This is a genomic window from Streptomyces sp. NPDC002092, assembly GCF_053593775.1.
In genome coordinates, this window is the sequence record NZ_JBSFDG010000007.1 from 323,597 (window position 1) to 347,656 (window position 24,060).

Annotated in this window: 22 protein-coding genes and 1 pseudogene; 8 read left to right on the top strand and 15 right to left on the bottom strand. The window is 70.3% G+C overall.

The window, feature by feature from the left end; genetic code table 11:
* The first annotated feature begins 103 nt into the window (after positions 1-103).
* From ACWCRD_RS18720 to ACWCRD_RS18735, 4 genes are all read left to right on the top strand, one after another.
* Entirely contained in the window at positions 104-1,072 is a 969-nt protein-coding gene (locus ACWCRD_RS18720; RefSeq protein WP_450966898.1) for an acetylxylan esterase, read from the top strand.
* A 12-nt stretch (positions 1,073-1,084) separates the two neighbouring features.
* Positions 1,085-1,489, top strand: coding sequence for a nuclear transport factor 2 family protein (locus ACWCRD_RS18725; protein WP_450966899.1), 405 nt, complete (start codon positions 1,085-1,087; stop codon positions 1,487-1,489).
* An 89-nt stretch (positions 1,490-1,578) separates the two neighbouring features.
* Positions 1,579-2,745, top strand: a complete 1,167-nt coding sequence (locus ACWCRD_RS18730; protein ID WP_450966900.1) for a serine hydrolase domain-containing protein — start codon at positions 1,579-1,581, stop codon at positions 2,743-2,745.
* Between the two features lie 130 nt (positions 2,746-2,875).
* Positions 2,876-3,631 carry a GntR family transcriptional regulator gene (locus ACWCRD_RS18735; RefSeq protein WP_450966901.1) on the top strand — a complete coding sequence of 252 codons (756 nt, stop codon included), beginning with the start codon at positions 2,876-2,878 and terminating at the stop codon, positions 3,629-3,631.
* A gap of 74 nt (positions 3,632-3,705) precedes the next feature.
* On the opposite strand, the gene ACWCRD_RS18740 is transcribed toward ACWCRD_RS18735, so the two are convergent.
* Together ACWCRD_RS18740 and ACWCRD_RS18745 are read right to left on the bottom strand one after the other, a co-directional pair.
* Entirely contained in the window at positions 3,706-3,942 is a 237-nt protein-coding gene (locus tag ACWCRD_RS18740; RefSeq protein WP_450966902.1) for an ATP-binding protein, read from the bottom strand.
* A gap of 813 nt (positions 3,943-4,755) precedes the next feature.
* Positions 4,756-5,481, bottom strand: a complete 726-nt coding sequence (locus ACWCRD_RS18745; RefSeq protein ID WP_450966903.1) for a class I SAM-dependent methyltransferase — start codon at positions 5,479-5,481, stop codon at positions 4,756-4,758.
* Positions 5,482-5,576: 95 nt separating this feature from the next.
* Here ACWCRD_RS18745 and ACWCRD_RS18750 point away from each other — a divergent pair, with 95 nt between their 5' ends.
* Positions 5,577-5,972: a nuclear transport factor 2 family protein gene (locus tag ACWCRD_RS18750; protein ID WP_450966904.1), complete on the top strand. Its 396-nt coding sequence runs from the start codon at positions 5,577-5,579 to the stop codon at positions 5,970-5,972.
* 4 nt (positions 5,973-5,976) lie between these two features.
* On the opposite strand, the gene ACWCRD_RS18755 is transcribed toward ACWCRD_RS18750, so the two are convergent.
* Complete coding sequence (locus ACWCRD_RS18755) at positions 5,977-6,270, bottom strand: DUF1353 domain-containing protein (RefSeq protein ID WP_450966905.1); 294 nt, start codon at positions 6,268-6,270, stop codon at positions 5,977-5,979.
* 187 nt (positions 6,271-6,457) lie between these two features.
* Between ACWCRD_RS18755 and ACWCRD_RS18760 the strand changes: the two genes are divergently transcribed.
* Together ACWCRD_RS18760 and ACWCRD_RS18765 are read left to right on the top strand one after the other, a co-directional pair.
* Complete coding sequence (locus ACWCRD_RS18760) at positions 6,458-8,497, top strand: family 43 glycosylhydrolase (RefSeq protein WP_450966906.1); 2,040 nt, start codon at positions 6,458-6,460, stop codon at positions 8,495-8,497.
* A 31-nt stretch (positions 8,498-8,528) separates the two neighbouring features.
* Positions 8,529-8,791 (top strand): annotated as a pseudogene (locus tag ACWCRD_RS18765) (1,4-beta-xylanase); the annotation flags it as partial.
* Positions 8,792-8,814: 23 nt separating this feature from the next.
* On the opposite strand, the gene ACWCRD_RS18770 reads toward ACWCRD_RS18765, so the two are convergent.
* From ACWCRD_RS18770 to ACWCRD_RS18820, 11 genes are all read right to left on the bottom strand, one after another.
* Positions 8,815-10,461, bottom strand: a complete 1,647-nt coding sequence (locus ACWCRD_RS18770; protein ID WP_450966907.1) for a glycoside hydrolase family 27 protein — start codon at positions 10,459-10,461, stop codon at positions 8,815-8,817.
* A gap of 93 nt (positions 10,462-10,554) precedes the next feature.
* Positions 10,555-11,976 carry a non-reducing end alpha-L-arabinofuranosidase family hydrolase gene (locus tag ACWCRD_RS18775; RefSeq protein ID WP_450966908.1) on the bottom strand — a complete coding sequence of 474 codons (1,422 nt, stop codon included), beginning with the start codon at positions 11,974-11,976 and terminating at the stop codon, positions 10,555-10,557.
* 96 nt (positions 11,977-12,072) lie between these two features.
* Positions 12,073-14,382 (bottom strand): beta-L-arabinofuranosidase domain-containing protein, encoded by a 2,310-nt coding sequence (locus tag ACWCRD_RS18780; protein WP_450966909.1) that lies wholly within the window; start codon positions 14,380-14,382, stop codon positions 12,073-12,075.
* Positions 14,383-14,797: 415 nt separating this feature from the next.
* A complete protein-coding gene (locus ACWCRD_RS18785) occupies positions 14,798-15,481 on the bottom strand; it encodes a DUF402 domain-containing protein (RefSeq protein WP_450966910.1) in 684 nt (227 codons plus the stop codon).
* 31 nt (positions 15,482-15,512) lie between these two features.
* Positions 15,513-16,967 (bottom strand): MFS transporter, encoded by a 1,455-nt coding sequence (locus ACWCRD_RS18790; protein WP_450966911.1) that lies wholly within the window; start codon positions 16,965-16,967, stop codon positions 15,513-15,515.
* Positions 16,968-17,138: 171 nt separating this feature from the next.
* Positions 17,139-18,395 carry an RNA polymerase sigma factor gene (locus ACWCRD_RS18795; protein ID WP_450966912.1) on the bottom strand — a complete coding sequence of 419 codons (1,257 nt, stop codon included), beginning with the start codon at positions 18,393-18,395 and terminating at the stop codon, positions 17,139-17,141.
* The gene (locus ACWCRD_RS18800) at positions 18,392-18,670 is read right to left on the bottom strand and encodes a YciI family protein (RefSeq protein WP_450966913.1); all 279 of its coding nucleotides are present in this window, start codon (positions 18,668-18,670) and stop codon (positions 18,392-18,394) included. Before ACWCRD_RS18800 ends, ACWCRD_RS18795 begins: the two co-directional genes overlap by 4 nt.
* On the bottom strand, positions 18,667-19,410 hold the full coding sequence (locus ACWCRD_RS18805; RefSeq protein ID WP_450966914.1) for an SgcJ/EcaC family oxidoreductase: 744 nt from the start codon (positions 19,408-19,410) through the stop codon (positions 18,667-18,669). Before ACWCRD_RS18805 ends, ACWCRD_RS18800 begins: the two co-directional genes overlap by 4 nt.
* Positions 19,411-19,499: 89 nt before the next feature.
* Positions 19,500-20,558, bottom strand: coding sequence for an LLM class flavin-dependent oxidoreductase (locus ACWCRD_RS18810; protein WP_450966915.1), 1,059 nt, complete (start codon positions 20,556-20,558; stop codon positions 19,500-19,502).
* Positions 20,558-21,067, bottom strand: coding sequence for an SRPBCC family protein (locus tag ACWCRD_RS18815; RefSeq protein ID WP_450966916.1), 510 nt, complete (start codon positions 21,065-21,067; stop codon positions 20,558-20,560). The genes ACWCRD_RS18810 and ACWCRD_RS18815 overlap by 1 nt, the downstream gene beginning before the upstream one ends.
* Positions 21,068-21,171: 104 nt before the next feature.
* Complete coding sequence (locus tag ACWCRD_RS18820) at positions 21,172-21,672, bottom strand: winged helix-turn-helix transcriptional regulator (RefSeq protein WP_450966917.1); 501 nt, start codon at positions 21,670-21,672, stop codon at positions 21,172-21,174.
* Between the two features lie 147 nt (positions 21,673-21,819).
* Here ACWCRD_RS18820 and ACWCRD_RS18825 point away from each other — a divergent pair, with 147 nt between their 5' ends.
* Positions 21,820-22,587, top strand: coding sequence for an NPP1 family protein (locus ACWCRD_RS18825; protein WP_450966918.1), 768 nt, complete (start codon positions 21,820-21,822; stop codon positions 22,585-22,587).
* 250 nt (positions 22,588-22,837) lie between these two features.
* Here ACWCRD_RS18825 and ACWCRD_RS18830 read toward each other — a convergent pair whose 3' ends face one another.
* Positions 22,838-23,758, bottom strand: a complete 921-nt coding sequence (locus ACWCRD_RS18830) for a zinc-binding dehydrogenase (protein ID WP_450966919.1) — start codon at positions 23,756-23,758, stop codon at positions 22,838-22,840.
* Positions 23,759-24,060 lie beyond the last annotated feature (302 nt).

Genomic DNA, 24,060 nt, shown 5'->3' on the forward strand with positions numbered 1-24,060 from the left:
CAGGTACGGCCGGAAAGACCTGGCGAGTCGTCCGACGACCCACGTACGGTGTGATCATCCGCAGTGTCCCTTCGTAACTGCCCCTTCGCAAAGGCGGTCCTACATGGCCCTGTTCGACCTCCCCCTCGACGAGCTCCGCGACTACCGCAGCGAGTCCGTCGAGCCAGAGGACTTCGACGCGTTCTGGTCCAAGACCCTGCAGGAGGCCCGAGAGCACGATCTGGACGCCCGTTTCGAACCGGTGGACACGGGGCTGACGACGGTCGACGTGTACGACGTGACCTTCGCGGGCTTCGGCGGACACCCGGTGAAGGGCTGGCTGACGCTGCCCGCCGGTGCCGAGGAACCGATACCGCTGGTGGTGGAGTTCATCGGCTACGGCGGCGGGCGCGGCCTGCCGCACGAGCACCTGCTGTGGGCGTCCACGGGCCGGGCGCACTTCGTGATGGACACGCGCGGGCAGGGCAGCGGCTGGGGCGGGGGCGGCGGCACCGCGGACCCCGTGGGCGGCGCGCCCGCCTACCCCGGCTTCATGACCCGCGGCATCGACGCGCCCGAGAACTACTACTACCGGCGGGTGTTCACGGACGCGGTGCGTGCCGTCGAGGCGGCCCGCTCGCACCCCCTCACCGACGCCTCCCGCACGGTCGCCCTCGGCGGCAGCCAGGGCGGCGGCATCACGATCGCGGTGGGCGGTCTGGTCCCGGACCTGGCCGCGATCGCCCCCGACGTACCGTTCCTGTGCGACTATCCGCGCGCGGCGACGATGACGGACCGGCACCCGTACCGTGAGATCGGCCTGTTCCTCAAGACCCACCGCGGCCGCACCGCGGACGCCCTGCGCACCCTGTCCTACTTCGACGCCGTCCACTTCGCCTCCCGCGGCAGCGCCCCCGCCCTCTTCTCGGCGGCCCTGGAGGACCAGACCTGCCCTCCATCCACCGTCTTCGCCGCCTTCAACGCCTGGGCGCACGACGACAAGGCGATCGAGGTGTACGACTTCAACGACCACGAGGGCGGCGGGCCTTTCCAGGAGGCGGTCAAGCTGAAGTGGCTGCGGTCGTACGTCTGAGGAGCGATCGGCATGGACACGCGTGAGGCCGCCGAGCGCTTCGTGCGGGTCTGGGAGCGGTCGTGGGCCACGCACGACGTGGACGCGCTCCTTGAGCTGTATGCCGAGGAGTGCGTCCACCGCTCGATGCCGTTCCGCGAACCGCACCGGGGGCGGGGCGAGCTGGCCGGGTACTTGCGGTGGTCGTTCGCCGGGGAGCGGGTGACGGACGTGCGGTTCTCGCCGCCGGCCGTGGGCCAGGACGGGGTGGCGGTGGCCGAGTTCCGAGTCCTGGCCGAGGAGGACGGCGTCGCCTCGACCCTCGCGGGCTGTGTGTTCGTGCGGTTCGACGAGGCTGGCCTGGCCGTCGAGACGCGGGACTACTGGCATACGGCCGACGGTCACCAGGAGCCCGCCGGGAAGCTGTTCCTCCTCTGACCTTCCCTCCAGTCCGACCAGTCGGTACGTTCAGGTGGCCCGGGCCGCAGCGTCGCGGCCCGGGTTCCCGGCGGACGACGGAGGGCCCCATGGCGGAGCGCGAACCAGAGGTGCACGGTTACTGCGACGAGCGGTTCGCCGCGGTGCGGGCGGCGCTGGAGGAGAACTTCCGGGAGCGGGCCGAGCTCGGCGCCGCGGTCGCCGTCACCGTCGACGGCAGGACCGTCGTGGATCTGTGGGGCGGCTGGGCCGATGCGGCGCGCACCCGGCCCTGGGAGCGCGACACACTGGTCAATGTGTGGTCGACGACCAAGGGTCCGGTCGCGCTGTGCGCGCACATCCTCGCCGACCGGGGGCTGCTGGACTTCGACGCGCCGGTGGCCGCGTACTGGCCGGAGTTCGCAGCGGCCGGCAAGGACAAGGTCCTCGTACGCCATCTGCTGTCGCACCGGGCGGGGCTGTCCGGGCCGCGTGAGCCGCACTCGCTGCAGGAACTGTACGACTGGGAGTTCACCACGCAGCGGCTCGCGGCGACGGAGCCCTGGTGGGAACCGGGGACGCGGTCCGGGTATCACGCGTTCACCTACGGCTTCCTGGTCGGTGAGGTCGTGCGCCGTGTCTCGGGGCTGCTGCCGGGGGCCTTTCTGGAGCGGGAGGTGACCGGGCCGCTCGGGATCGACTTCACCGTCGGGCTGCCGGAGAAGGAGGCCGGGCGGGCGGCCGAGCTGGTGCATCCGCCGGCCGCGTCCAGCAGCGAACAGACGGCGATCTTCAGCCAGTTGGGGCCGGAGGCTCTCGCCGCGCTGGCCAATCCGCTGGTGGGCGCGGGCGAGGCCAGCACTCCCGAGTGGCGGGCCGCGGAGATCCCGGCCGCGAACGGGCACGGGACGGCGCGGGCGGTCGCCACGCTGTATGGGATCTTCGCGGGCCGGGGCTCGTACGACGGCCACCGCATCCTGTCCCCCGAGGCGGTCGAGCGGGTGCGTGAGGGGCAGGGCAGTTGCTTGGATCTGGTGCTCGGCGCCGGGCTCGGGCACGAGACAGAAATCGGTCTTGGCCTGTGGCTGAGCGGTGCGAACGGATCGTACGGTCCGAACCCGCGGGCTTTCGGACATGACGGCTTCGGCGGTTCCTGCGGGCTCGCCGACCCGGAAGCCGGGGTGTCGGTGGGGTATGTGATGAACCGGATGGGGCCTCAGATCGCGGACGACCCGCGGAAGATGGCCCTGATCGAGGCCGTGTACGGGGCGCTGTGAACGTCACTCGGCGCGGACCGGTTTCGGCCGAACCACCGGGTCGGTCTTCCCTGGTGGTTTAGACCAATGCTAGATCTGGTGGCGCAATGAGCCCGCACGGCTACGTTCCGTCACCAACAGGAGGCGCGGCATGGCCCGCACCACCCCGCACGACCCTCCCCTCGCCGAAGGCGATCGCCGTGGGGACCCGCTGTACTGGCGCGTCGCGACAAAGCTGCTCGGCGAGCTGCGCGACGGCACCGTCCCACCCGGTGAACGGCTGCCGGGCGAGCGGCAGTTGGCCGGGTACTTCGGTGTCAGCAGGGAGACCGTCCGGCAGGCACTGGAAGTGCTGCGCCGTGACGGTCTGGTCGCCACCGACCGGCGGGGCAGCCACGCCGTGCTGCCCGGCCTGCCGGTGGAGACGGCGTCCTCGCTGACCTTCCCGGTCGGCGCCCGGGTCGCGGACCCGTGCGCCGTCGACCGGGCCACGGTCACCTGGGAGACGCCTCCGCCCGAGCACGCCGAGGCGCTGGGGCTCGCCCCGCGCTCGCAGACGCTCGTGCACCGGTACGAGTCGGCCGGCGCCGACGGCCGCGGCCGCCGCACGGCCGTCACCTCGTTCTCCGCGGTGGCGCTCGCCGAGGTCGAGGAGCTGGCCCGCTACCGCGACCGTGCCGACGGCGCCGCCTCGGCCCAGCTGCGCCGCGCCTACGACTGGATGCGCAGGGCGGGCCTGACCCTGCACCACCGGGACTCCATCACCCCGCTCACGGACGCGCCCTCGGTGCGGGTCAGACGGCGGGTGCACGACCAGTACGCGCGGCCGCTGGAGATCACCGACCTGGTGGTGGACGCCCAACCGGACGCCCTCGTCTACGAGTTCACGCTGCCCGCCGCGGGGTGAGCGCACCCCGGGCGCCGGAAAGTACAGCCGTACGACGGAGCCCGAGGAGTCGAGGCCGTCGGCGACCAGGCCGCTCAACCGCCGCACCAGCCACATCCGCTCACGGCGGCCGGCTCGGGCGGCGGATTCACGGTGTGCGCGCTGCGGTCGGAGACCTCGCAGATCACGTGGTCGCGGTCGCTGTGCAGCCGCACGCCGCCGTGGCGCACGGCGTTGACGACGCCTTCGTGCACTGCCGTCACCAGGTCGTACGTCCGCTGCTCGGTCAGGCCCGGGCGGCGGGCGGACGGGCCGGGGCGTGCTTGTGGCACTCGACGCGGACCCTGCGGGTGCGGCTCCTGCCGCTGGAGCTGACCACGGCCACGCAGCCGGTCACGGGCCTTCGGCGGCCTGCGCTTCCGGTTCGATGTGCAGGCCGGGCACCCGGTCCCAGCCGGTCACCCGCATCACGCGCTGGACGTGCGGGGCGACTCCGGACAGTTCGAGGGCGCCGCCCGCCGCGTAGGTCCGAGTCGGCGCGGTCGGCGGTGCTGTACGAGAGTGTCCGGCAGGCGGCCGCGAGGGACGGCGGGGCCGAGTTCTTCCAGCTGCTGACGCCGGCCGTGCAGGCGTATCTGCTGGCCAAGCCGCGTTCGAGCGGTGCGCGGCGGTCGCGGAGCGGCTGCGTGCCGAGTGCGCCAAGCGGGGGGAGCTGTGGATGCGGGCCTGGGGCGACTTCTGCGTCTCGCTCGCGGGGATCGGTCTCGGCCATCCGGACGAGGCCGTGCTCTCGGCGCGCGAGGCGCCGACCGCCAAGTGGCGGGTGCACGACCGGATCGGGGCGGCGGCGGTCGCCGACCTGCTGGTGGTCGCGCAGGCCTCGCGCGGCGAGGAAGAGCTCGCCGCCCGTCTCCTGGGCATCAGCCGGCGGCTGTGGCACGCGGCGAGCCTGCCGCGGCTCGGCAGGCCCGATCTGACGGTCTTCCACCGCGAGTTCGAGCGCCGGCTGCGCGCCACGCTGGGAGACCTCCGGTTCGACGAAGCGGTGCGTGGGGGGGCGGGGGTTGGGGCCGGACGCGGCGATCGCACTGGCGCTGGGCGGTGTCGCCGACCCGAACGGCCTGTGACCGCTCTCCCCGCCCTGGTCAGGAACGGACGGCGACGACCATCCGCACGCGCGGGCTGCCGTCCCCGCGCCGACCGAACTCCGGCAGCTCCTGAAGACCCACGCTGAACCCGGCCCACTCCAGCTCCCGCCGCACGTCCCCGAGCCGGAAGGCCCGGTAGTACATGACGAACGGCGGCCGCCACAGGGCGTTGCGCACCCACATGACCGCGTCGAACCCGAGCAGCATCCAGAACGCCGGGGAGCTGGGCCTCGGCGGGGCCAGGATGGGGAAGGCGAAGCTGCCGCCGGGCCGCAGCACGGAGTGAACCTGGGTGAACAGCCCGGGCAGTTCCTTGGGCAGGAAGTGCCCGAACGCCCCGAAGCTGACCACCAGGTCGAAGGCGCCCGGCGCGAACGGGAGCGCGCGGGCGTCACCTCGCACCCAGGACACCGCCGGCCCGGCCGGCCGTACGCCCTGCTGGGCCACGGCGAGCATGCCCGCACTGAAGTCGACCCCCGTGACGCTCCGCCGGCACACCCGCGCCAGCATGTCGGTTCCCGCCCCGGTGCCGCAGCACAGGTCGAGGCCCGCGTCGAAGGGTCCCGTCCGCGCCAGCGCCGTGGCGACGGCTTCGAGCACCGCGTCGGGGGTGCGGAATGGGGTGTGGTCGAACTTCGGGGCGAGCAGGTCGTAGCCGTGCTCGACGGACGAGAGCGCCTGGGCGGCGAGCTCGCGCAGACTGGGACCTTCGGGGCTGAACATCAGCGTCAGCTTAGGCGAACGGGCGCTGGACACGCCCTCCGCAGCTGATTACTCTCATCAGCACCTACTCAACTAGTTCACTATGAGGTGATCGGATGCGTGCGTTCCGCGAGGCGGTCGAGGCCGGCGACATGGACGCCGTCGAGGCACTGCTGGCGGAGGACGTCGTCTTCACCAGCCCGGTGGTGTTCAAGCCCTACCCGGGCAAGGCGATCACCGCGGCGATCCTGCGCGCGGTCTCGCAGGTCTTCGAGGACTTCCGCTACGAGCGCGAGCTCGCCGGGGCCGACGGCCGCGACCACGCACTGGTGTTCGCGGCACGGGTGGGCGACCGCGAGCTGAGCGGCTGTGACTTCATCCACCTCGACGAGGCGGGCCTGATCGACGAACTGACCGTCATGGTGCGGCCGTTGTCCGCCGCGCAGGCCCTGGCCGCGGCCATGGGCGCCCAGTTCGACCGGATCGAGAAGGAGGCGCGGGCGCGGGCCTGACGGCTCAGCACCACATCGCCCAACGGCGGACCAGCGCCCCGCCGAGTTCCCTCGTCGAGACGCGAAAGATCCTGCCGGCTTCGGCCCGTTGCAGGCCGTGGCGCGGAAACAGCCAGAGAGGGACCCGCGGCACCGACGCGAAGTCCGTTTCCAGGCGGGCGGGAACCGACCGGGACGAGCACGCTCCGGCCGTCGCCGTAACGGCGATCAGTAAGAGCGTCGGTTCATGAGCGTCATCGCATGCCTTCCCGAGGGAGCGAAACAGCCCTCGCGAACAGGGAGTTGGCGGTTCACACACATACCGGAACCCAGGGGCGGCGTCGGCCTTGGTTGCGCGGCACCGCCCGGGAGTCCGTCGCGCGAGCCGGCTCGCTCACTTCCATCCAATGTTTCGAGCCGATGTCTATCGGATCATCCGGACTTCACGCTATGTTTCGCGTCGAAAAATCGTCATACATGTGATGACTTCTAGTCTAGGACGGTCCGTGGACATCACCAGACGACAATTCGGCATACTCGCCGCGGTCGGCACCGGGGCGCTCCTGCTGCCCACGAGCACGGCGGAGGCATCCGCACTGTCGGCCGGGAAGTGGGGGGACCAGGGTGACGGCACCTACGTCAACCCGGTCCTCCCGGGCGACTTCAGTGACTGGGACTGCATCCGGGTCGGCACCGACTACTACGGCATCACCAGCACATTCGGGTACTCGCCGGGTATGGCCGTCCTGCACTCGAAGGACCTGGTCAACTGGCGAACGCTCGGCGGCGCGGTCACCGATGTCACCCAGATCGGACCGGAGCTGAACTGGGACCGGATGAACCGCTACGGCCGCGGCGTGTGGGCGGGCGCCATCCGCTACCACGCGGGGCGGTACTGGGTGTACTTCAACACTCCCGACGAAGGCTTCTTCATGACGTCGGCCGCGTCGCCGGCCGGGCCCTGGGATCCGCTGACCCCGGTGTGGCGGACCTCCGGCTGGGACGACCCGTGCCCCTTCTGGGACGACGACGGCCAGGGCTACCTGGTCACCACGCACTACGCGGACGGCTACAAGATCAACCTGTTCAAGCTGTCCGCGGACGGCAAGTCGCTGGTCGGCACGCCCACGGTCATCCACCAGTCGCCGGGCAGCGAGGCCAACAAGCTCTACAAGATCAACGGTCTCTACTACCACCTGTTCAGCGAGGTGAAGTCCGAGGGCCGGGTCCTCATGATGAACCGCGGCTCCAGCCTCTACGGCCCGTACGAGACCAAGCAACTGCTGCACGTCAACACCTCGGCGGACCGCGAGCCCAATCAGGGCGGCCTGGTGCAGACTCCGGACGGCGCCTGGTACTTCGTGACCCATCACGGCCACGGCGACTGGGAGGGCCGCGTGCTGTCCCTGCTGCCGGTGACCTGGGTCGACGGCTGGCCGATCATCGGCACGGTGGGCACGGACGGCATCGGCAACATGGTGTGGACCGGCCAGGTACCCGCCGGCGGCCCACCCGGTCTGCCGGTCGACGCGCTGCCCCCCGTCGTCACCGGCGACCTGTTCACCGACACCAGCCTCAAGCCCCAGTGGGAGTGGTACTACCAGTCGCGCGCGGACCACTGGTCGCTGACCGAACGCCCCGGCCGCCTGCGGCTGAAGGCGTTCGCACCCCTGGCGGGCGACAACCTCACCAAGGTGGGGAACACCCTCACCCAGCGGGTGCTGCGCCCGGCGGGCGGGGGCACGGTGACGGTCCGCCTGGAACTGGCCGGCCTCGCCGACGGCCAGCACGCCGGGCTGTGCCACTACGCGGCCACCTACGCCGGGTTGGGCGTCCGGCGCTCCGGGACCACCACCACGATCACGCAAAACGTCAACGGCACCCTGACCGGCGGTCCGCCGATCACGCAGAACGCCGTGTGGCTGCGTACCACCTGGGACGTCGATGGAGTCAGCCAGTTCTCCTACAGCCTCGACGGCAGCACGTTCACCTCGTTCGGCGGCACCTACCAGCTCACCTGGGGCGGTTACCGCGGTGACCGGATCGGCCTCTACACCTACAACCCGAACGGCACCGGCTACGTCGACGTGGACTCGGTGCAGTACTCCGTCGCCCCCGCCAAGGCGTACAACTGCGTCAGCGTACGCAGTAGCAAGGTCGCCGACGTCTCCGGCGCGTCGAACGCGGACGGCGCCGCCGTGATCCAGTGGCCGGACAACGGCGCAGCGAACCAGCAATGGACCTTCCGGTCCACCGGGGACGGTTACCACACCATCATGTGCGTCAAGAGCGGCAAGGTCCTCGACGTGGCCGGGTCCTCCACGGCGGACGGCGCGCGGATCGTGCAGATGACCGCCGACGGCCGGACGAGCCAGCAATGGCAGCTACGCCCCCAGACCGGTGGCGTGTTCACCGTCGTCAACCGCAACAGCGGCAAGGTGCTCGACGTCAACTCGGGCAGTACGGACGATGGCGCCGCGCTGATCCAGTACTCCGACAGGGGCGGCACCAACCAGCAGTGGACCTTCCGACGCGTCACCGGCTGAGGATCACCCTTTTTCTCACTTCACCGACGATTCCGCGACCGGTCAGAAGTACTGGATCATCGCAACCGACCTGTGCGTCCGCTGCGGCTCGACGTGCACCAACAGCAGCCCCAGTTTCGGGTGTGGGAGTCGAAGGACCTGGTCACCTGGTCGCGGCCGCGACTGCCCAACGTCGCCGCCGCGATCCCCGGCGGGTACAGCGCCTGGGCGTCCTGCGAGCCCGCACCGAGGACTTCCGCACCATCACCACCCCGCAGGCCTACATCGCCCCCGGGCGCCACGCCGGTCGTCGACCACCCAGATCACACGGTGGCAGGTTACGGGAGCGTGGTCCACTTCTGGTTGTTCTGGCCGTTGCAGGTCCACAGGATGGCTGGGGTTCCGTTGGCGGTTGCTGCCTGTTCGGCGTCCAGGCAGAGCCCCGCGTGGACGTTGCGGATCGACCCGTCGGACTGCACGGTCCACTTCTGGTTGTCCTGGCCGTTGCAGGGCCAGATGATGACCGGGGTGCCGTTGGTGGTGCCCTGGTTGGAGGCGTCCAGGCACTTGTCGCCGTAGACGCGGATCTCGCCTCCGGCCCACGTGGTCCACAGCTGGTTGGCGGCGGTGTGGCAGTCCCAGATCAGCGTTTTCGTCCCGGACGCGGTGGAGGCGTTGTCCACGTCCAGGCAGCGACCGGACCCGGTACCGCGCAGACGTGCGGTAGTGGCGGCCAGCGGACTGCCGCCGGTCACCTTGAACACGGCGACACCGTGCGCCGGGACGCTCGCCGAGATCTGCCCGGAGGTGCTCGACGTGCCGCCGGTCCACAGATCCGTCAGGGTGAACGGCCCACCGGACAGGCCGACTTGGGCGGCCGTGGTGGTGATGGTCGCCGTACCGCCTCCCCGGTTGAACAGGCCCACGGCGACCGAGCCGTCGGACAGGGGCTTCGCGAACACCTCGGTGTCGCCGTCGTCACGCACCCGGCGTCCGCCGGCGCCCAGCCGGTCCTGGTTCACCGCCAGCAGGCGGGGGTTGCGCAGGATCGCGCTCACGTCGCCGGACATGGTCCGGATGTCGTTGCCCGCGATGAGGGGAGCCGAGAGCAGCGACCACAGGGCGAAGTGGGAGCGGGACTCGGTCAGCGACAGGCCGGGGCGGCCCACGACCAGCATGTCGGGGTCGTTCCAGTGGCCCGGACCCGCCTGCGCGGCCAGCGGCGCGTCGATGTCGAGGACATTGCCCACACCCATCGGGTAGCTGTTGGTGTTGCCGTTCTGCCAGGTGTCGAGCAGGTCCTCGGTCGTCCGCCACAGGTCGGCGACCTCACCCCAGTTGTAGGTGGCTCCGGTGATGGCGTGGAAGCTGTTGGGGTTGATGCTGTAGACGATCGGACGGCCGGTGGCGCGCAGGGCGTCGCGCATGACGGTGAACTGCGCGACCTGATCGGCCAAGGTGCCGCTGCCGGAGCACCAGTCGTACTTGAGGTAGTCCACGCCCCAGGAGGCGAACGTGTTGGCGTCCTGGACCTCGTGGCCCTTGCTGCCGGTGGAGCCGGGGTACGTACCCACGCCCTGCGCGCACGTCTTCTCGTTGGGCGCCTCGTAGATGCCGAACTTCAGGCCCTTGCTGTGGATGTAGTCCCCGAGCGCTTTCATGCCGCCGGGGAACTTGGTCGGGTTGGCCCGCAGATTGCCCGCGCTGTCACGCTGCGGGTCGAACCAGCAGTCGTCCACGACGACGTACTGGTAGCCCGCGTCCTTCATGCCCGAGGACACCATCGCGTCGGCGGCCTGGCGGACCTGCGTCTCGTCGACACCGCAGCCGAAGCTGTTCCAGCTGTTCCACCCCAGCGGCGGGGTGAGCGCGGGGCTGCCCGGTGCGGCCTCGGCGGTCGTGCCGGCGGAGGCGGTGACGCAGGCGGAGAGCGTCAGCGCGGTGGCTGTGAGGAGACGCATCAGCCGTCTGTGCGTGGGAAACATGCAGGATTCCTTCCTGGGATGGAGACAACGCGAAGCCGCTGGTGACCGTGCCTGTCCGGCACGGTCACCAGCTTGTGGTCAGGTGCGCGCGGGTCAGCGCTGCAGGGTGAGCAGGCCCGGCCGGTACGGCAGCCTCTCGTAGGGGGTGGTGCTCGGTGTGTTGGGGTCCAGGCCCTGGTAGAGGAACTGCAGGTTGCAGGGGTCGATGGTCATGGTCTGGTCGGGGTTGTTGCGGACCAGGTCGCCGTGGCTGATGCTGTTGGTCCAGGTGGCGCCGCTGTTGGCCTTGCCCGCGAAGGGGCTGGACTCGGTGGCGGCCTGCGGGGTCCACGGGCCGTTCAGGCTGGCGGCCGTGAACGAGCGGAAGAAGCGGTCCTCATTCACACCGCGAGCCTCGACGATCATGAGGTACTGGTTCTGGCCCTGGACCTTGTAGACCTGGGGCGCCTCGAACAGGTTCTTGACCGTGTCGCTCATGACCGTCGTGTACGACGAGCCGAAGCTGCCCGGGAAGTTCCCGATCGGAATGGTCGACTTGAAGATGCTGCCGTTGTCGTTGGCGAAGAACAGGTACATGTTCTGGTCGTCGGCGATCAGGGTCGGGTCGATCGGGCCGCCGGTGGGGAGGCTGCCGGTGAACAGCGCCTGCGGCGCGGACCAGCCGTTGGGGTTGGTGGGGTCGCTGGACGTGCGGTAGGTGAAGGCCCAGTTGGTACCCCACCCGAGCGAGGCCAGCACCCAGATGTTCTTGGGCGCGAAGTAGAACAGCTGAGGCGCCACCGCGGACGAGTTCATCGCGGTCTGGGTGGTCGTGGACAGGTCCGACCAGTTCGTGAAGGGAGCGAAGCCCATCGAGTGCCAGTTGCCGTCGGAGTACGTCGCGTAGACCAGGTGCTTGCCGTTGTACGTCGTGGTGGTGAAGTCCTTCAGCGAGAGCCACCCGTTCGCCGGCTGCGCCAGCGGACCGGTCGAGGTCCACTTGTACGTCGACGGAAGAGCGCACGAGTTGGTCGTGCCGGACAGGCCGGTCCACTTCTGGTTGCTGCCGCCGGTGCAGTTCCACAGCTGCACCGCCGTGCCGTTGGCCGTGGCGCCGCCCGAGACATCCAGGCACAGTCCGGACTCCACGGCGACGACCGTCCCGTCGGAGTTCACCCGCCACTGCTGGTTCGTGCCGCCGTTGCAGGACCAGATCACCGGCCGGGTACCGGCCGTGGTGGCGTGACCCGGCACGTCCAGGCACTTGTTGCCGTAGACGGTCAGCTGGCTGCTGTCCGTGAGCGTCCACTGCTGGTTGGTCCCGCCGTGGCAGTCCCAGATCTGCACGTTCGTGCCGTCGGCCTGGCTGCCGCCGGAAACGTCGAGACACCGGCCGGAAGCGACGCCGCGCAGGGTGCCGGTGGTGGCCGCCTGAGCGGGACTGGCGACGAGCATCGCCGCCAACGCGGCCAGGGCCGCGACCGCGGCGACAAGTACCGCAGACGGACGTCTGCGGAGGGAACTACGTCGGAGCATGGAGACCTCGCAATTCTGGAGCGTCCGATATATCGAACGATGGTCGAAGTGTCGGGCAAGCGGCAAGACAGAGAACGAACAGGTTCTGCGGCAGATCTAGTTCGGCAAGATGCGCCAGCGGTTGTCGGCGGTGCCGTCGTCCGCGTCCTGGACCGCGAACGCGCCCACGGCGGTGGAGTTGTTCGCGATGGCGAGCAACTTGCCGCTGTTCACGTTGCGGATCTTGTAGGTCCCGTCTCCCTGGTCGAGGAGCGTCCACTTGTGGTCGGCGGTGCCGTTGTCCGACCACTGCAGGACGGTCGCGCCGTCTGCCGTGGACATGCTCAAGACGCCGAGCACCCTGCCGCTGTTGGCGTTGCGGAAGCGGACCGCGTTTCCGTCGGTGATCATTTCCCAGTTGTGGTCGGCGGTGCCGTTGTCCGTCCACTGCAGAGCGCGGCCGCCGTCGGCCGTGGACATGTTCTGGATGCCCAGCACGAGACCGCTGCCCACGTTGGCGAGACGGACGGTGTTGCCGGTGGTGTTCCAGTAGACGGTGTAGTTGAAGCCGTGCGCGTCGTGGAACGGGCCCAGGTCGACGGTGGAGCCGTTGGCGGTGGCGGTGAAGGCGAGTGAACTGCTGCTGGTCCGCTTGACCGAGGACGTGTTCAGCGTGGGGAGGGAACTGAGAGCGGTGTCGCCGTAGTTGCCGGCCAGGACCACCGGGCCGTAGGTGATCGCGGCGACGTTCGCGTTGTCGTTGGCCGGTCGGATGCCGATCCGCATGGGCAGACGGACGGTGACCGTGTCGCCGGAGGTCCACGAGCGGTTCAGGGTGGCGAAGCTGCCGGGAGTGGTGCTGATGTTCTGCGCGGCCCCGTTGACACTGACGGTGGCCCCGCTGGTCCAGCCCGGGATGCGGATACGCATCGCCCAGGTTCCGCTGACGTTACCGGTGACCTGCAGGGTCGTGGTGTCGCTGACGGGGTACGACGTGGTCTGGGTGACCGTGATACCGCGCTCCGACCAGTTGAGCACCGAGGGCACGAACAGGTTAACGGTCAGGGTGTCGGCACTGCGGAAGTAGATCGACTCCATCAGCCTGGTGTGCATCTCCAGGCCCGTTCCCTGGCAGCACCAGAAGGTGCCGTAGTCGGTGCTCCAGATGCCGCCGCCCCACGCCGGGCCCACCCCACGTCGGCCTCCCGGGTTGAGCGAGGTGAAGTAGGTGACGTGGCCGTGGTCGTCGGCCGGGTTCTGCTGACCGATCATCTGGTTCAGCCACGCCCGCTCGTAGTAGTCGAACAGCGCGGCCCGGTCCGGGTCCAGCGTGAACAGTTCCCGGGTGAGGGTGAGCATGTTGATGGTGTTGCAGCTTTCGCAGGTGTCCTTGTCCAGGTAGCCGGCGATGGCGTTCGGGGCGCGGAAGTGCTCCGCCTGGCTGTTGCCGCCGATGGCGTAGGTGTGCGCGTTGACGGTGATGTTCCAGGCGTTGGTGGCGATGTCCCGGTAGCGGGTGGTGCCGGTGGCCTTGTACTCCCGGGCGGCCCCGATCCACTTGGGCACCTGGGTGTTGGCGTGAATTCCGTTGAGCTGGTCCTGGTTGGCCGCCAGCGGGTCGAACACCGCGGCATGGTCGAACCGTTGGGCGGCGGTGAGCCACCGCGGGTCGCCCGTCTGCTGGTAGAGATCGGTCAGCACGGTGTTCATGCCACCGAACTCGGTCCCCAGCATGGCCTGCATCTGCTGGCCGGTCAGCCTGCCGGTGCGCCAGTCGACCCATCCGGCCAGGGCGAGCAGCACATCACGGGCCTGTGTGCTGCCGATGTGGCGCCATACGTCCAGCAGGCCGGCGAGGGTCTTGTGAATGGTGTAGTACGGCACGTTGCCGTTGCTCAGCGTCCGCTGCTCCAGAGCGGTGAAGTCGGACTCGGGGTAGCCGGAGAGGTACCCGGTGTTGAAACCGGCGGCGCTGTCGTTGGCCTGGCATTTGGCCAACTCCGCAACCATGTAGGTGGCCTTGTCCCGGCAGGTGGTGTCCCCGGTCACGGCGTACAGCTGTGACCATGCCGTGAGGAAATGCCCCTGGACATGGGTGCGGAAGGGGAACGTCGGCGCGTCCCAGCCGCCGGTCGCGGCAGCACCGTTGGTGGACAGCCGGTGGTTGGCCCGGAAGTTGTACAGCAGCCGGTCGACATCCACGAACCGCAGGTAGTTCTGGGTGCGGTTCTGGTTGTCCAGCCACCGGCTTGCGGTGAGCCGGACCTGGCCGAGTTCGAAGGGGTTCGCCAAGACCCCGATGTCGGTCCTTGCGGGAGACACGGCGGCTTGGGCGGGAGAACTGCCGATGAGCGATCCGGTGGCAGTGGCGGCGGCGGTGGCTCCGGCTGCTTGCAGGAGACGCCGTCTACTGAGGGAGGAAGACATGTTGAACGCTTTCCGTGATCAGAGAGCAAGTGCTTGAGGCGCGGTGTGCGTCCGGGTCGTCAAGCCGACAAGAACTGTTCCGCGTGAGACTGATCCGGCAATGTGGTTCGTCCTGTTCGATCGTCGGAGCGACAGCGCGGCCGGGCAAGGAGGCCCGGGATCCGCAGGGTTCTCGGACCCATCGGCCCTGTCCAGTGACACATGGGATGGATTAACGGATATGAACGTTGCTTGTGTCTAGCCTTGTGACACAGATTCCTTGCGCTGCAGGATGAGCACCAACCCGCTGACTGGCAGCCCGCCAAACATGGGATGTACCGAGAAGGGGGAGGAGGCCTTGCCCGGTTGGCCCGGCAGCCAGGCCGTCATCGGCGCCCAGATCGTTACCGGGAGGGCGGAGGCGGGGTGAAGGCGATCACGAACACTCTCGACGCGGGGCAGACACGACGCTGAGGGCGTCGGCGGGCAGTTCGGGAGCCGACTGGTCGGGGGCGGAGTCCCAGTCCCGCCAGCCTGCATCGGGGGCGAAGGGCCCCAGGCGCGCTTCAATCATCGCGACCGCTTCCGCCCGGCTCTCTTCCACGGCCAGGTGGTCGCTCTCGCTCACGACACCGAGCCGGCGGCCGTGGGCGTACTCGTCCTCGTCCTTCCACGTCCACTGCGACAGGTCCGGTGAGATCACCAGGTCGAGGAGGAGGTCGAAGGTGTCGAAGCCGATGGCGGTGCGACGCATCGGATGCTGGAAGTTGACGTACCAATGGGTGAGCCGGTGGCCGTCGGCCGGATCGTAGAAGGCATTCACGCTGAACCAGGCGTCCGCGGGGACCCACTGCAGATGGGCCGTGTCCCGCCACGGCCAACGATCCAACTGCCACTGTCCGCACGCCAGATCCGCCACCGCCCGGGAGCGCGCGGTCGCGTCGCCGGTCAGCAGCCGGTCGATCCAGTTCGTCGGGGCGCGCATCTCCGCGCCCGGCCGACAGCCGAGGACGAGCGCCTCGGGTGCGTCCGCGACGACCCGGAGCGCGAGTGCACTCCACACCCTGTCGCGGAACACGTCACGTCGAACCGCCGTCTCGCCCGGCAGGAATCTCCGCATGCCGCACCTCCCGGCGTGATGACGTCTCGCATCACCGCCGGGGTTCCCCGGCGACGACTGCTCCGCCATGCCCATGCTCAACAGGCCGGCCCGGCGCGGGCCTTGGCCGAGCTCGCCGCAGCAGCACCAGCGCGCAGGCCAGCCCGGCCGCCGCAAGAGCGGCACATGCCGTGAACGCGGACCGGTAGCCCTCAGTCAGAGCCGCGAGCCGTTCCGGACCGCCCCCGTGGGAAAGGGCGACAGAGGTGACGACGGCGACCCCGAATGCGCCGCCGATCTGGAAGGCCGCGGTGTTGATGCCGGAAGCCACCCCGGACTCCCTCTCCCCCACGCCGGTCAGGGCGGCGATGGAACCCGCCACCGCGCAGGCACCCAGGCCCGGTCCGAAGAGCAGCAGGCCGGGAAGGAGATCGCGGACGAAGGCGCCGTCCACCGGGACTCCGGCCAGCAGCAGGCTGCCCGCGCCGACCAGGGCCAGTCCGCCGACCGCGACCGGGCGGGCGCCGATGCGGGTGACCAGGGCCTGCCCGGCGTAGGAACCGACGACGGCGCCGGCCGGCATCACCACGTTGGCGAGGCCGAACTGCAGCGGCGAGTAGCCGAGGACACCCTGTCCGTACTGGGACAGCGTGTACGACATCCCGAAGGCGGCGGCGCCGAGCAGGAAGGCGACCAGGTTGCCGCCGCTGACCGTCCGCGCACGCAGGAGGCGCAGGGGGACGAGGGGCGCCGTGGACCGGGCCTCGATACGGATGAAGAGCGCGGCGAGCAGCACGGCCGCGGCCAGCAGTCCCGTCGTGCCCGCCGACAGCCACCCGGCGCGGGGCGCCTCGACGACGGCGTACACACAGGCGACGAGCGCGGCGGTGGCGGTGAGTGCGCCGGCCGGGTCGTAGGCGCGGGAGCGTGCCCCGGTGCGGCTCTCACGCAGGAGCAGAGGGCTCAGGGTCAGTAGCAGCAGTGCGACGGGGACGTTGAGGAAGAAGACCCATTGCCAGCCGAGGACGTCGGTGAGGGGTCCGCCGATCAGCAGGGCGGCGGTGGCGCCGAAGCCGCCGCTGCCGGACCAGATGGCGAGCGCCTTGTTGCGGTCGTGGCCCTCCTCGAAGGTGTCCACCAGCAGGGAGAGCGCGCTGGGCGCCATGACAGCGGCCGACACGCCCTGCACGGCGCGTGCCGCGATCAGCACTCCGGCGCTCCAGGCGCATCCGCACAGCAGCGAGGACAACCCGAACAGGAACGTTCCGGTCATGAAGACACGGCGGCGGCCCAGCAGGTCGGCGGTGCGGCCGCCGAGGAGCAGCAGCCCGCCGAAGGTGAGCAGATAGGCGCTCATCACCCACTGGGCACCGTCCGCGGACAGGCCGAGGCCGCGCGTGATCGACGGCAGGGCGAGCAGGACGATCTGCGCGTCGAGGATCACCATGAACCCGGCGACGCAGAGCAGTGTGAGCGCGTACCAGCGGCGGGCGTTGTCGGCGATCATGGTCAGCCTCCCAGCCGGAGACCGGCCAGCCAGACGTCGGGCCTGCCGGTGGTCGGGCGCGCCCGCCGCAGCGAGGCGAGGAGGCGGCGAAGCCTGCTGGGGCTGGGGGCGGGGGCGGTCATGGTGGCCTCCGGTGTCGTGGGGTTGTTTCACCCCACCGACGAACGGCCCCTACGCGGATCGACACTCCGTGAGCCGCTTCTCCAGAAACCTCCGCTCGGCGTCGTTCTCCACCAGCTCCAGCGCCCGCTCGTACGCCTCGGCGGCTTCTGCCGTACGTCCGCTGCGGCGCAGCAGATCGGCGCGGGTGGCGGGCAGCAGGTGGTAGCCGGCCAGGTCGCCTTCGTGTTCCAGTTCGGCGACCAGGGCGAGTCCCGCGTCGGGGCCCTCGGACATGCCGACGGCCACGGCCCGGTTGAGGCGGACCACGGCGGAGGGCACGAAGCGGGCCAGCTCGCCGTACAGTCCGGCGATATCGGCCCAGTCGGTGCCCTCGGCCGTGGCGGCGGTGGTGTGGCAGGCGGCGATGGCGGCCTGGATCTGGTAGGGGCCGGGGCTGCCGCGGCGCAGTGCCGTCTCCAGCAGGGTGGCGCCCTCGTCGATCTCGGCGCGGTCCCAGGCGGTGCGGTCCTGGTCCTCCAGGGTCACCAGCTCGCCGGCCGCGTCCACGCGCGTGTGCCTACGGGCGTCGTGCAGCAGCAGGAGGGCGAGCAGGCCGAGCGTCTCGGGCTCGTCGGGCATCAGACGGGCCAGCACGCGCGCGAGGCGGATCGCCTCCGCGCACAGGTCCGTACGCACGAGGTCACCGCCGGTGGTGGCCGCGTATCCCTCGTTGAACAGGAGGTAGAGCACCCCGAGCACGCCCGTGGTGCGTTCGGGCAGGAGGTGCGCGGGCGGCACCCGGTACGGGATGCCCGCGTTGCGGATCTTCTTCTTGGCGCGCACCAGGCGCTGCGCCATGGTCGCCTCGGGGACCAGGAAGGCGCGGGCGATCTCCCCAGTGGTCAGTCCGGCCAGGGTGCGCAGGGTCAGGGCGACCCGCGCCTCGATGGCCAGCGCGGGATGGCAGCAGGTGAAGATCAGCCGCAGCCGGTCGTCCTGGACACCGCTGTCCTCGCGGTCGTGGTCCGGGTCGTACGGTCCCTCGTCGCGCGCCAGCACTGCCGCCTCCCGTAGTTTCGCCGCCCCCACCGCCTCCCGGCGCAGCACGTCGAGGGCGCGGTGGCGGGCGGTCGTGGTCAGCCAGGCTCCGGGGCGGCGCGGTACTCCGTCGCGCCGCCACCGGTCGAGGGCCTGGGCGAAGGCGTCCTGCGCGCACTCCTCGGCGAGGTCCCAGTCGCCGGTCACCCGGATCAGGGTGGCGACGACCTGGCCCCACTCCTCACGGAAGGCGGCGGCGACGGCCTCCTCGACATCGGGCACGTTCACTCCCGTACCGGCCGCACCTCGACGGTGCCGCCGCCCAGGGCGGCGGAGTGCTTGGCGGCAAGGGCGATGGCCTCGTCGAGGTCGTCGGCCTCCACGAGGTCCACGCCCGCGATGTACTCCTCGGTGCGGGCGAACGGCCCGTCACCGAGGAGGACTTCGTCGCCTGCGACGCACACGGTGGTGGCATCGGAGGGCGGCCGCAGGCGGGCGGTGACCCGTGCGGGGACGGGCTCCTCCTCGCCCGCGGGGGCGCAGACGAACAGTACGTACTTCACGGCCTGTCCTTCGCCGGGCGGGCGTCCGGGGCGGCCGAGACATGCTCGTGGGTGATCAGCCAGCGCAGGCCTGCGTTGCGGTAGCCGGTGGTCACGCGCAGCACCTCGTCCACCGGGGTGCCGTCCGTGCGGGTGGCCCGGGTCCGCACGAGGGCGTGGGCGAACGCGATGCTCTCGTCCGTGTGGATGCGCAGCTCCAGGACCTCGCGGGTGACGGGCCCGGTGAAGGCGGCGAACTCGTCCTCCACAGCCTTGCGGAAGGCGTCCGGGCCCTGCCGCTGCCCGCCGTCGGCGAGGTGGAAGATCTCGACGTCCGGCGCGTAGCAGGCCAGCATCCGCTCCACGTCGCGCTCGCGGGCCGCCTCGGTCAGCTCGGCGTCGAGCCGACGGACCGAGGTCTCCTCGTCCTCCTCGTCCCACATCGGCCAGAACGGGCGCACCTCCATGGCCCCGATGGTGGCCACCGGATGCTTGGCGGCGGCCTCCACGGCCTCCTCCAGGCTGTCGCACTCCAGGACGTCGAATCCGGCGACGTACTCCTTGGTCTCCGCGAACGGGCCGTCGGTGCGCAGCACCTCACCACCGCGCACCCGCACGGTGACCGCCTCGGAGGGCAGGGCCAGCCGGTGGCCGTGCAGCCGGACGCTGCGGTCGCCGAGCTCCTCCACCCAGGGTTCGACGGGTGCCATGCCCGAGGCGTCGGCGGTGTCGTCGCCGCAGACGAGCAGCATGTACTTCATGGGTCCTCCCGGTCGTCATGAGCTTCCTGCACCCCACCGACGAACGGGGTCCGCCGCAATCGACACCCCGCACGAACCCCTGGACGGGCTCACCCGGGGCCGTCCACCTCCCGCACGAGTTCGATCGCCCGGCCCAGGGTCGCGAGCCGGTCGTCCAGGGTCCGCCCGGCCGGATACAGACGTACGGTGTCCACTCCCGCCTCCCGCCACACCCGCAGCCGTGCGCGCACCATGGACTCGGTGCCGATCAGTGTCGTACCCAGCACCATCTCGTCGGTGACCAGGCCGGCCGCGCCGTCCCGGTCGCCCGCCTGCCACCGCTCGCGCACCTCGGCTGCCACCTCCGCCCAGCCCTGGCGGCTGTAGGCGTGGTTGTAGAAGTTGGTCGACGCCGAGCCCATGCCGCCCAGGCTGAAGGCCAGTTCCTTCTTGCGGCCCGCCACCATCGCGCCCAGTGCCTCCTCGTCGGGGGCGAAGGCGACCTCGGCGCCCTGGCAGACGTCCAGGTCGCCGCGGCTGCGGCCGCCGAGGGCCAGGCCTTCGTCGAGGTGGGCGAAGTACGCCCTCGCGGCGCCCTCGGGCACGAAGCTGGTGCCGAGCCAGCCGTCGGCGATCTCGCCGGTCAACCGCAGCATGGCCGGTGAGAGGGCGGCGAGGTAGAGGGGGATGTCGTGTTCGGCCCGCGTGGACAGCCGCATGGGGACGGCGTCGCCGCCGGGCAGTGGGATGGTGAACTCCCGTCCGGAGTAGGAGAGTTTGCCGCCGTCGAGCACCCGGCGCACGATCTCCACGGTCTCCCGGACACGGGACAGCGGCCGGGCGAACGGGACCCCGTGCAGCCCTTCCATCACCTGCGGGCCGGAAGCCCCGAGGCCCAGCAGGAAGCGTCCGCCGGAGAGGTTGGACAGCGTGATCGCGGTCTGCGCGACGGCCACCGGAGTGCGGGTGCCCACCTGCATGACGCCGGATCCCAGCAGGACCCGGTCGGTGCGGGCCGCGTAGTAGCCGAGGGCGGAGGGCGCGTCGGAGCCCCATGCCTCGGCCACCCAGCAGATGTCGAGGCCGAGCTTCTCGGCCTCGACGAGGAAGTCGGCCTGCTGCGACCAGTGTTCACCGCCGGAGGCCTCGATCGTGGTCGCGGTACGCATCAGCGGGCCTCCGCCAGCTTCTTGATGTGCTCGAGGGTGACGGTCATGTTGTGCTCGAACTCCCGCATCCGCACGAACACGATCTTCTGTTCCTTCTCCGGCATCCGCTCGATCGCCACGGACAGACCGGAGCGGCCGGGTCCCAGCTGCATCCACTGCGATAGCTCGGTGCCGCCGCCTCCCTCGTGCAGCCGGAAGCGCCAGATCGCGGAGGGCTCGGCGGGGTCCTGCACCGCCCAGGCGAAGACGTGCTGCGGCTCGTACTCGATGACGTACGAGGTGGTGGCCCATTCGCCGAACGCGGGGTGTTCGCTGCGGCCGAGGAAGCGGGCGCCGAGCGCCGGACCGGTGGCGCCGTCGAGCCATTCGACCGACTGGAGTTCGTCGCTCAGGCTCGGCATCAGCCCGATGTCGGTGACCAGCGCCCACACCGGCTCCGGCGGGGCGCCGATCCAGGTCCGGACCTCGACGGTGGGTTTGTCCGTGTAGTGCGCGCCGGTCCACTTCACACCGGTCAGCCTCCTCGCCTTTAAGGGTCTGACCACCAGAGTTGCTTTATAGAACTTGAGCTGTCAAGAGGGACCCGGGCGTTCCGCTGGGACTGCCGGCGCCGTCAGGCCGCACCGAACCGGCGCTGGATGTCGGGCCGTTGCCGCAGCCGTTCGGGATAGCCGGGACCCATCCGCATGGAGGTGTCCTGGGCCCGCAGGGGCTCCCGGCACTCGGCGCAGACCACCTCGGCCTCGGTGTCGTGGCCGCATGCGTCGTGGTGGTAGACGACCGGGGCGCCCGCCTCTTCTGCCAGCCAGCGGTCGCCCCACCGGGACATTGCGGCGAGTACGCCGAAGAAGTCCCGTCCCTTTTCGGTCAACACATAGTCATGGCGCACGGGTTCGTCCTGGTAGGGCCGCTTGTCGAGCAGACCTTCGTCCACGAGGAGGCGCAGCCGGTCCGCCAGCGTGTTGCGGGCGATGCCCAGCTCCTTCTGGAACTCGTCGAATCGGCGGATCCCGTAGAAGGCCTCGCGCAGCACGAGGGGCGTCCACGCGTCACCCACCAGGTCCATGGTTCTGGCTATCGAGCACGGCCAGTTCGAGAACGACGTCCGCTTCATGAACTCACGATAGCCAGTCTCACGATGAGACCCACCCTTCCAGCCGGCAGCTTCACCCCTTTCCTTAAGCATTGACGGATGCGGCGGACCCTGTCATGGTCTGGACCAGCCGTCAAGGCTGACGCGATCCTCCAACCAGGAGCTGCCATGGGCAAGTTGACCTCCGTCACGAAAGCCGTCGTCGGTGCTCTCGGCGCGCTGACACTCGTCTTGACGATCCCGGCGAGTGCCCACGCGAACGTCCTGCAGCTGCTGCCGCAGAACGCCGACGGCCTGGAGCAGACCTTCTCCCCGGCCTACGACTATGACCGCGACGGCTGCTACGCCACCGCAGCCATCGGCGCCGACGGCACCATCAACCCCGGTCTGAAGCTGGGCGGCGACGTCAACGGCCACTGTCACGACCTGGCCCAGCTGGACAACGCCAACACCTACTCACGCGCGAAGTGCAACAACGGCTGGTGCGCCGTGATGTACGCCAGCTACTTCGAGAAGGACCAGGCAACCCTGGGACCGGCCGCCATCGGGCACCGGCACGACTGGGAGCACGTGGTCGTGTGGATCAGCGACAACGAGGTCCGGTACGTGTCGGTGTCGCAGCACAGCGGTTATCAGGTGGCGGCCCGCTCGTCGGTGCGCTTCGACGGCACCCACCCGAAGATCGTCTATCACAAGGACGGCGTCTCGACTCACTGCTTCCGCTTCGCCAACACCAACGACGAGCCGCCGGAGAACGCCACCGGCCGCTGGTTCCACCCCCGTCTGGTCGGTTGGAACGGCTATCCCGACGGCTTCCGCGACAAGCTCCTGAGCGCGGACTTCGGAGCCGCCACCATCAAGATCAAGGACGGTGATTTCTCGTACGCCCTGGCCCATTCCATGCCCGCCCAAATCCCGTTCGACCCCAACGCCTGACCGGAAGGTCGGGCACATGGGGGAGGCCTCCACGTGCCGTTACGCCGACGCCGCCGTCTGCACCGTCGGCTCGCCCCGCCCACCGCCGAGCATGCGGTGTTCCCACGGACCAGCAGGAGCGTGACCAGGGCGCCCAGCAGCCGCAGATCACCACGGCGGCCGCCATGCCGCTTGCCGGGCCGGAACAAGAAACAGGTCAGTGAAGGGCCATCGGGGGGTTCGTACGGACGGCATGCGGGGCGAACCGAAATCACTCGATGTCGAGGATCGCCTTCCCGCGCAGACTGCGGCTGCCGAGCGCCTCCACGGCATCCGCGATCTTGTCCCAGGGGCCGCGCCAGCCGACCGGCACCCGCAGCTTCCCGGCGGCGACCAGGGTCAGCAGTCGCCCCAACTGGGCCTGCCGGTCGGTGAGTCCGCCGCCGTTGTAGACCGACACGATCGCCTTGGGCGCCGGGCTGCCCAGCGTCGACCCGACGGGCAGCACGGCCTCCCGCCCTGACGCCCAGCCGATGCTCTGCACACTGCCGCCGGACGCCAACAGGCCGTAGGCGGCGGCCAGTTGCTCGCCGCCCACGGTGTCGATGACCACGTCGAGCGGCCCGGACACCTCACCGGCCCCGCCCACCACCTCGTCCGCCCCGAGTTCGGCAACCCACCGCCGCCCGTCCTCGGACCCGGCCACCGCGACGACCTGCGCCCCGCCGAGCCGTGCAAGTTGTACCGCGAACCCGCCCACCCCGCCGGAGGCCCCGGTCACCAGCACCCGGCGGCCCAGCAGCGCCCCCGCCTGGTCGAGCGCCCTGAGTGCGGTGCCCGCGGCGACCGGCAGCGCGGCCGCCTCGCCGAGGTCGACGCCGTCCGGAACGACGGCGACATCGGCCACGTCCATGGCCCGAAGCGCCCCGAATCCGCCGCCCTCCGCGAAGCCCACGACCCGGCTGCCCGGCGCGGGCCCGGTGCCGTCCGCCGCGGCGCCCACGACGACGCCGGCCGCATCGAAGCCGATCACCTCGCCCGGCGCCGCCTGCTGCGCGAACCACAACTCGGCCGCGTTCAGCGAGGTGTGCCGGACCTCGACGAGCACCTGGCCCGGCGCGGGCCTCGGATCAGGGGCCTCCCCCAGGCGCAGTCGTCCGGGTGCCCCGGGGTCCACGATCAGTGCGCGCATGACTTGCCCTTCTCGTCGTCGGACACTCGTCCCACGCCAACTGTGGCCGATCCGGAGTTCTTCCCGCCTGCGCCGGGCGGCGGCCGACCACATCTCGTCGAGTGCGCCGGATGCGCGGAACAAGCGAGGCCGTCAACGCGTTGACCGGTGCAGAGAAGCGGTTTGGCGCCGTACATGTTGTGGTACGGTCTTGCTAGCACTTGTGTACGCCCCCATTGAGGGCGCCGGTGCCAGTTCCTCTTCAGTTCGCCGCATCGCCCGCCGTTCCCGGTCGGCGCACCGGCTTTCCAGCACCGCCTCGC

Bases quoted from the DNA above. Each gene is read 5' to 3' on its own strand.
- ACWCRD_RS18830 (WP_450966919.1), bottom strand. From the start codon at position 23,758: ATGCGCGCACTGATCGTGGACCCCGGGGCACCCGGACGACTGCGCCTG.
- ACWCRD_RS18725 (WP_450966899.1), top strand. From the start codon at position 1,085: ATGGACACGCGTGAGGCCGCCGAGCGCTTCGTGCGGGTCTGGGAGCGG.
- ACWCRD_RS18810 (WP_450966915.1), bottom strand. From the start codon at position 20,558: ATGCGTACCGCGACCACGATCGAGGCCTCCGGCGGTGAACACTGGTCG.
- ACWCRD_RS18730 (WP_450966900.1), top strand. From the start codon at position 1,579: ATGGCGGAGCGCGAACCAGAGGTGCACGGTTACTGCGACGAGCGGTTC.
- ACWCRD_RS18780 (WP_450966909.1), bottom strand. From the start codon at position 14,382: ATGTCTTCCTCCCTCAGTAGACGGCGTCTCCTGCAAGCAGCCGGAGCC.
- ACWCRD_RS18735 (WP_450966901.1), top strand. From the start codon at position 2,876: ATGGCCCGCACCACCCCGCACGACCCTCCCCTCGCCGAAGGCGATCGC.
- ACWCRD_RS18820 (WP_450966917.1), bottom strand. From the start codon at position 21,672: ATGAAGCGGACGTCGTTCTCGAACTGGCCGTGCTCGATAGCCAGAACC.
- ACWCRD_RS18745 (WP_450966903.1), bottom strand. From the start codon at position 5,481: ATGTTCAGCCCCGAAGGTCCCAGTCTGCGCGAGCTCGCCGCCCAGGCG.
- ACWCRD_RS18770 (WP_450966907.1), bottom strand. From the start codon at position 10,461: ATGTTTCCCACGCACAGACGGCTGATGCGTCTCCTCACAGCCACCGCG.
- ACWCRD_RS18750 (WP_450966904.1), top strand. From the start codon at position 5,577: ATGCGTGCGTTCCGCGAGGCGGTCGAGGCCGGCGACATGGACGCCGTC.
- ACWCRD_RS18775 (WP_450966908.1), bottom strand. From the start codon at position 11,976: ATGCTCCGACGTAGTTCCCTCCGCAGACGTCCGTCTGCGGTACTTGTC.
- ACWCRD_RS18785 (WP_450966910.1), bottom strand. From the start codon at position 15,481: ATGCGGAGATTCCTGCCGGGCGAGACGGCGGTTCGACGTGACGTGTTC.
- ACWCRD_RS18805 (WP_450966914.1), bottom strand. From the start codon at position 19,410: ATGAAGTACATGCTGCTCGTCTGCGGCGACGACACCGCCGACGCCTCG.
- ACWCRD_RS18790 (WP_450966911.1), bottom strand. From the start codon at position 16,967: ATGATCGCCGACAACGCCCGCCGCTGGTACGCGCTCACACTGCTCTGC.
- ACWCRD_RS18825 (WP_450966918.1), top strand. From the start codon at position 21,820: ATGGGCAAGTTGACCTCCGTCACGAAAGCCGTCGTCGGTGCTCTCGGC.
- ACWCRD_RS18720 (WP_450966898.1), top strand. From the start codon at position 104: ATGGCCCTGTTCGACCTCCCCCTCGACGAGCTCCGCGACTACCGCAGC.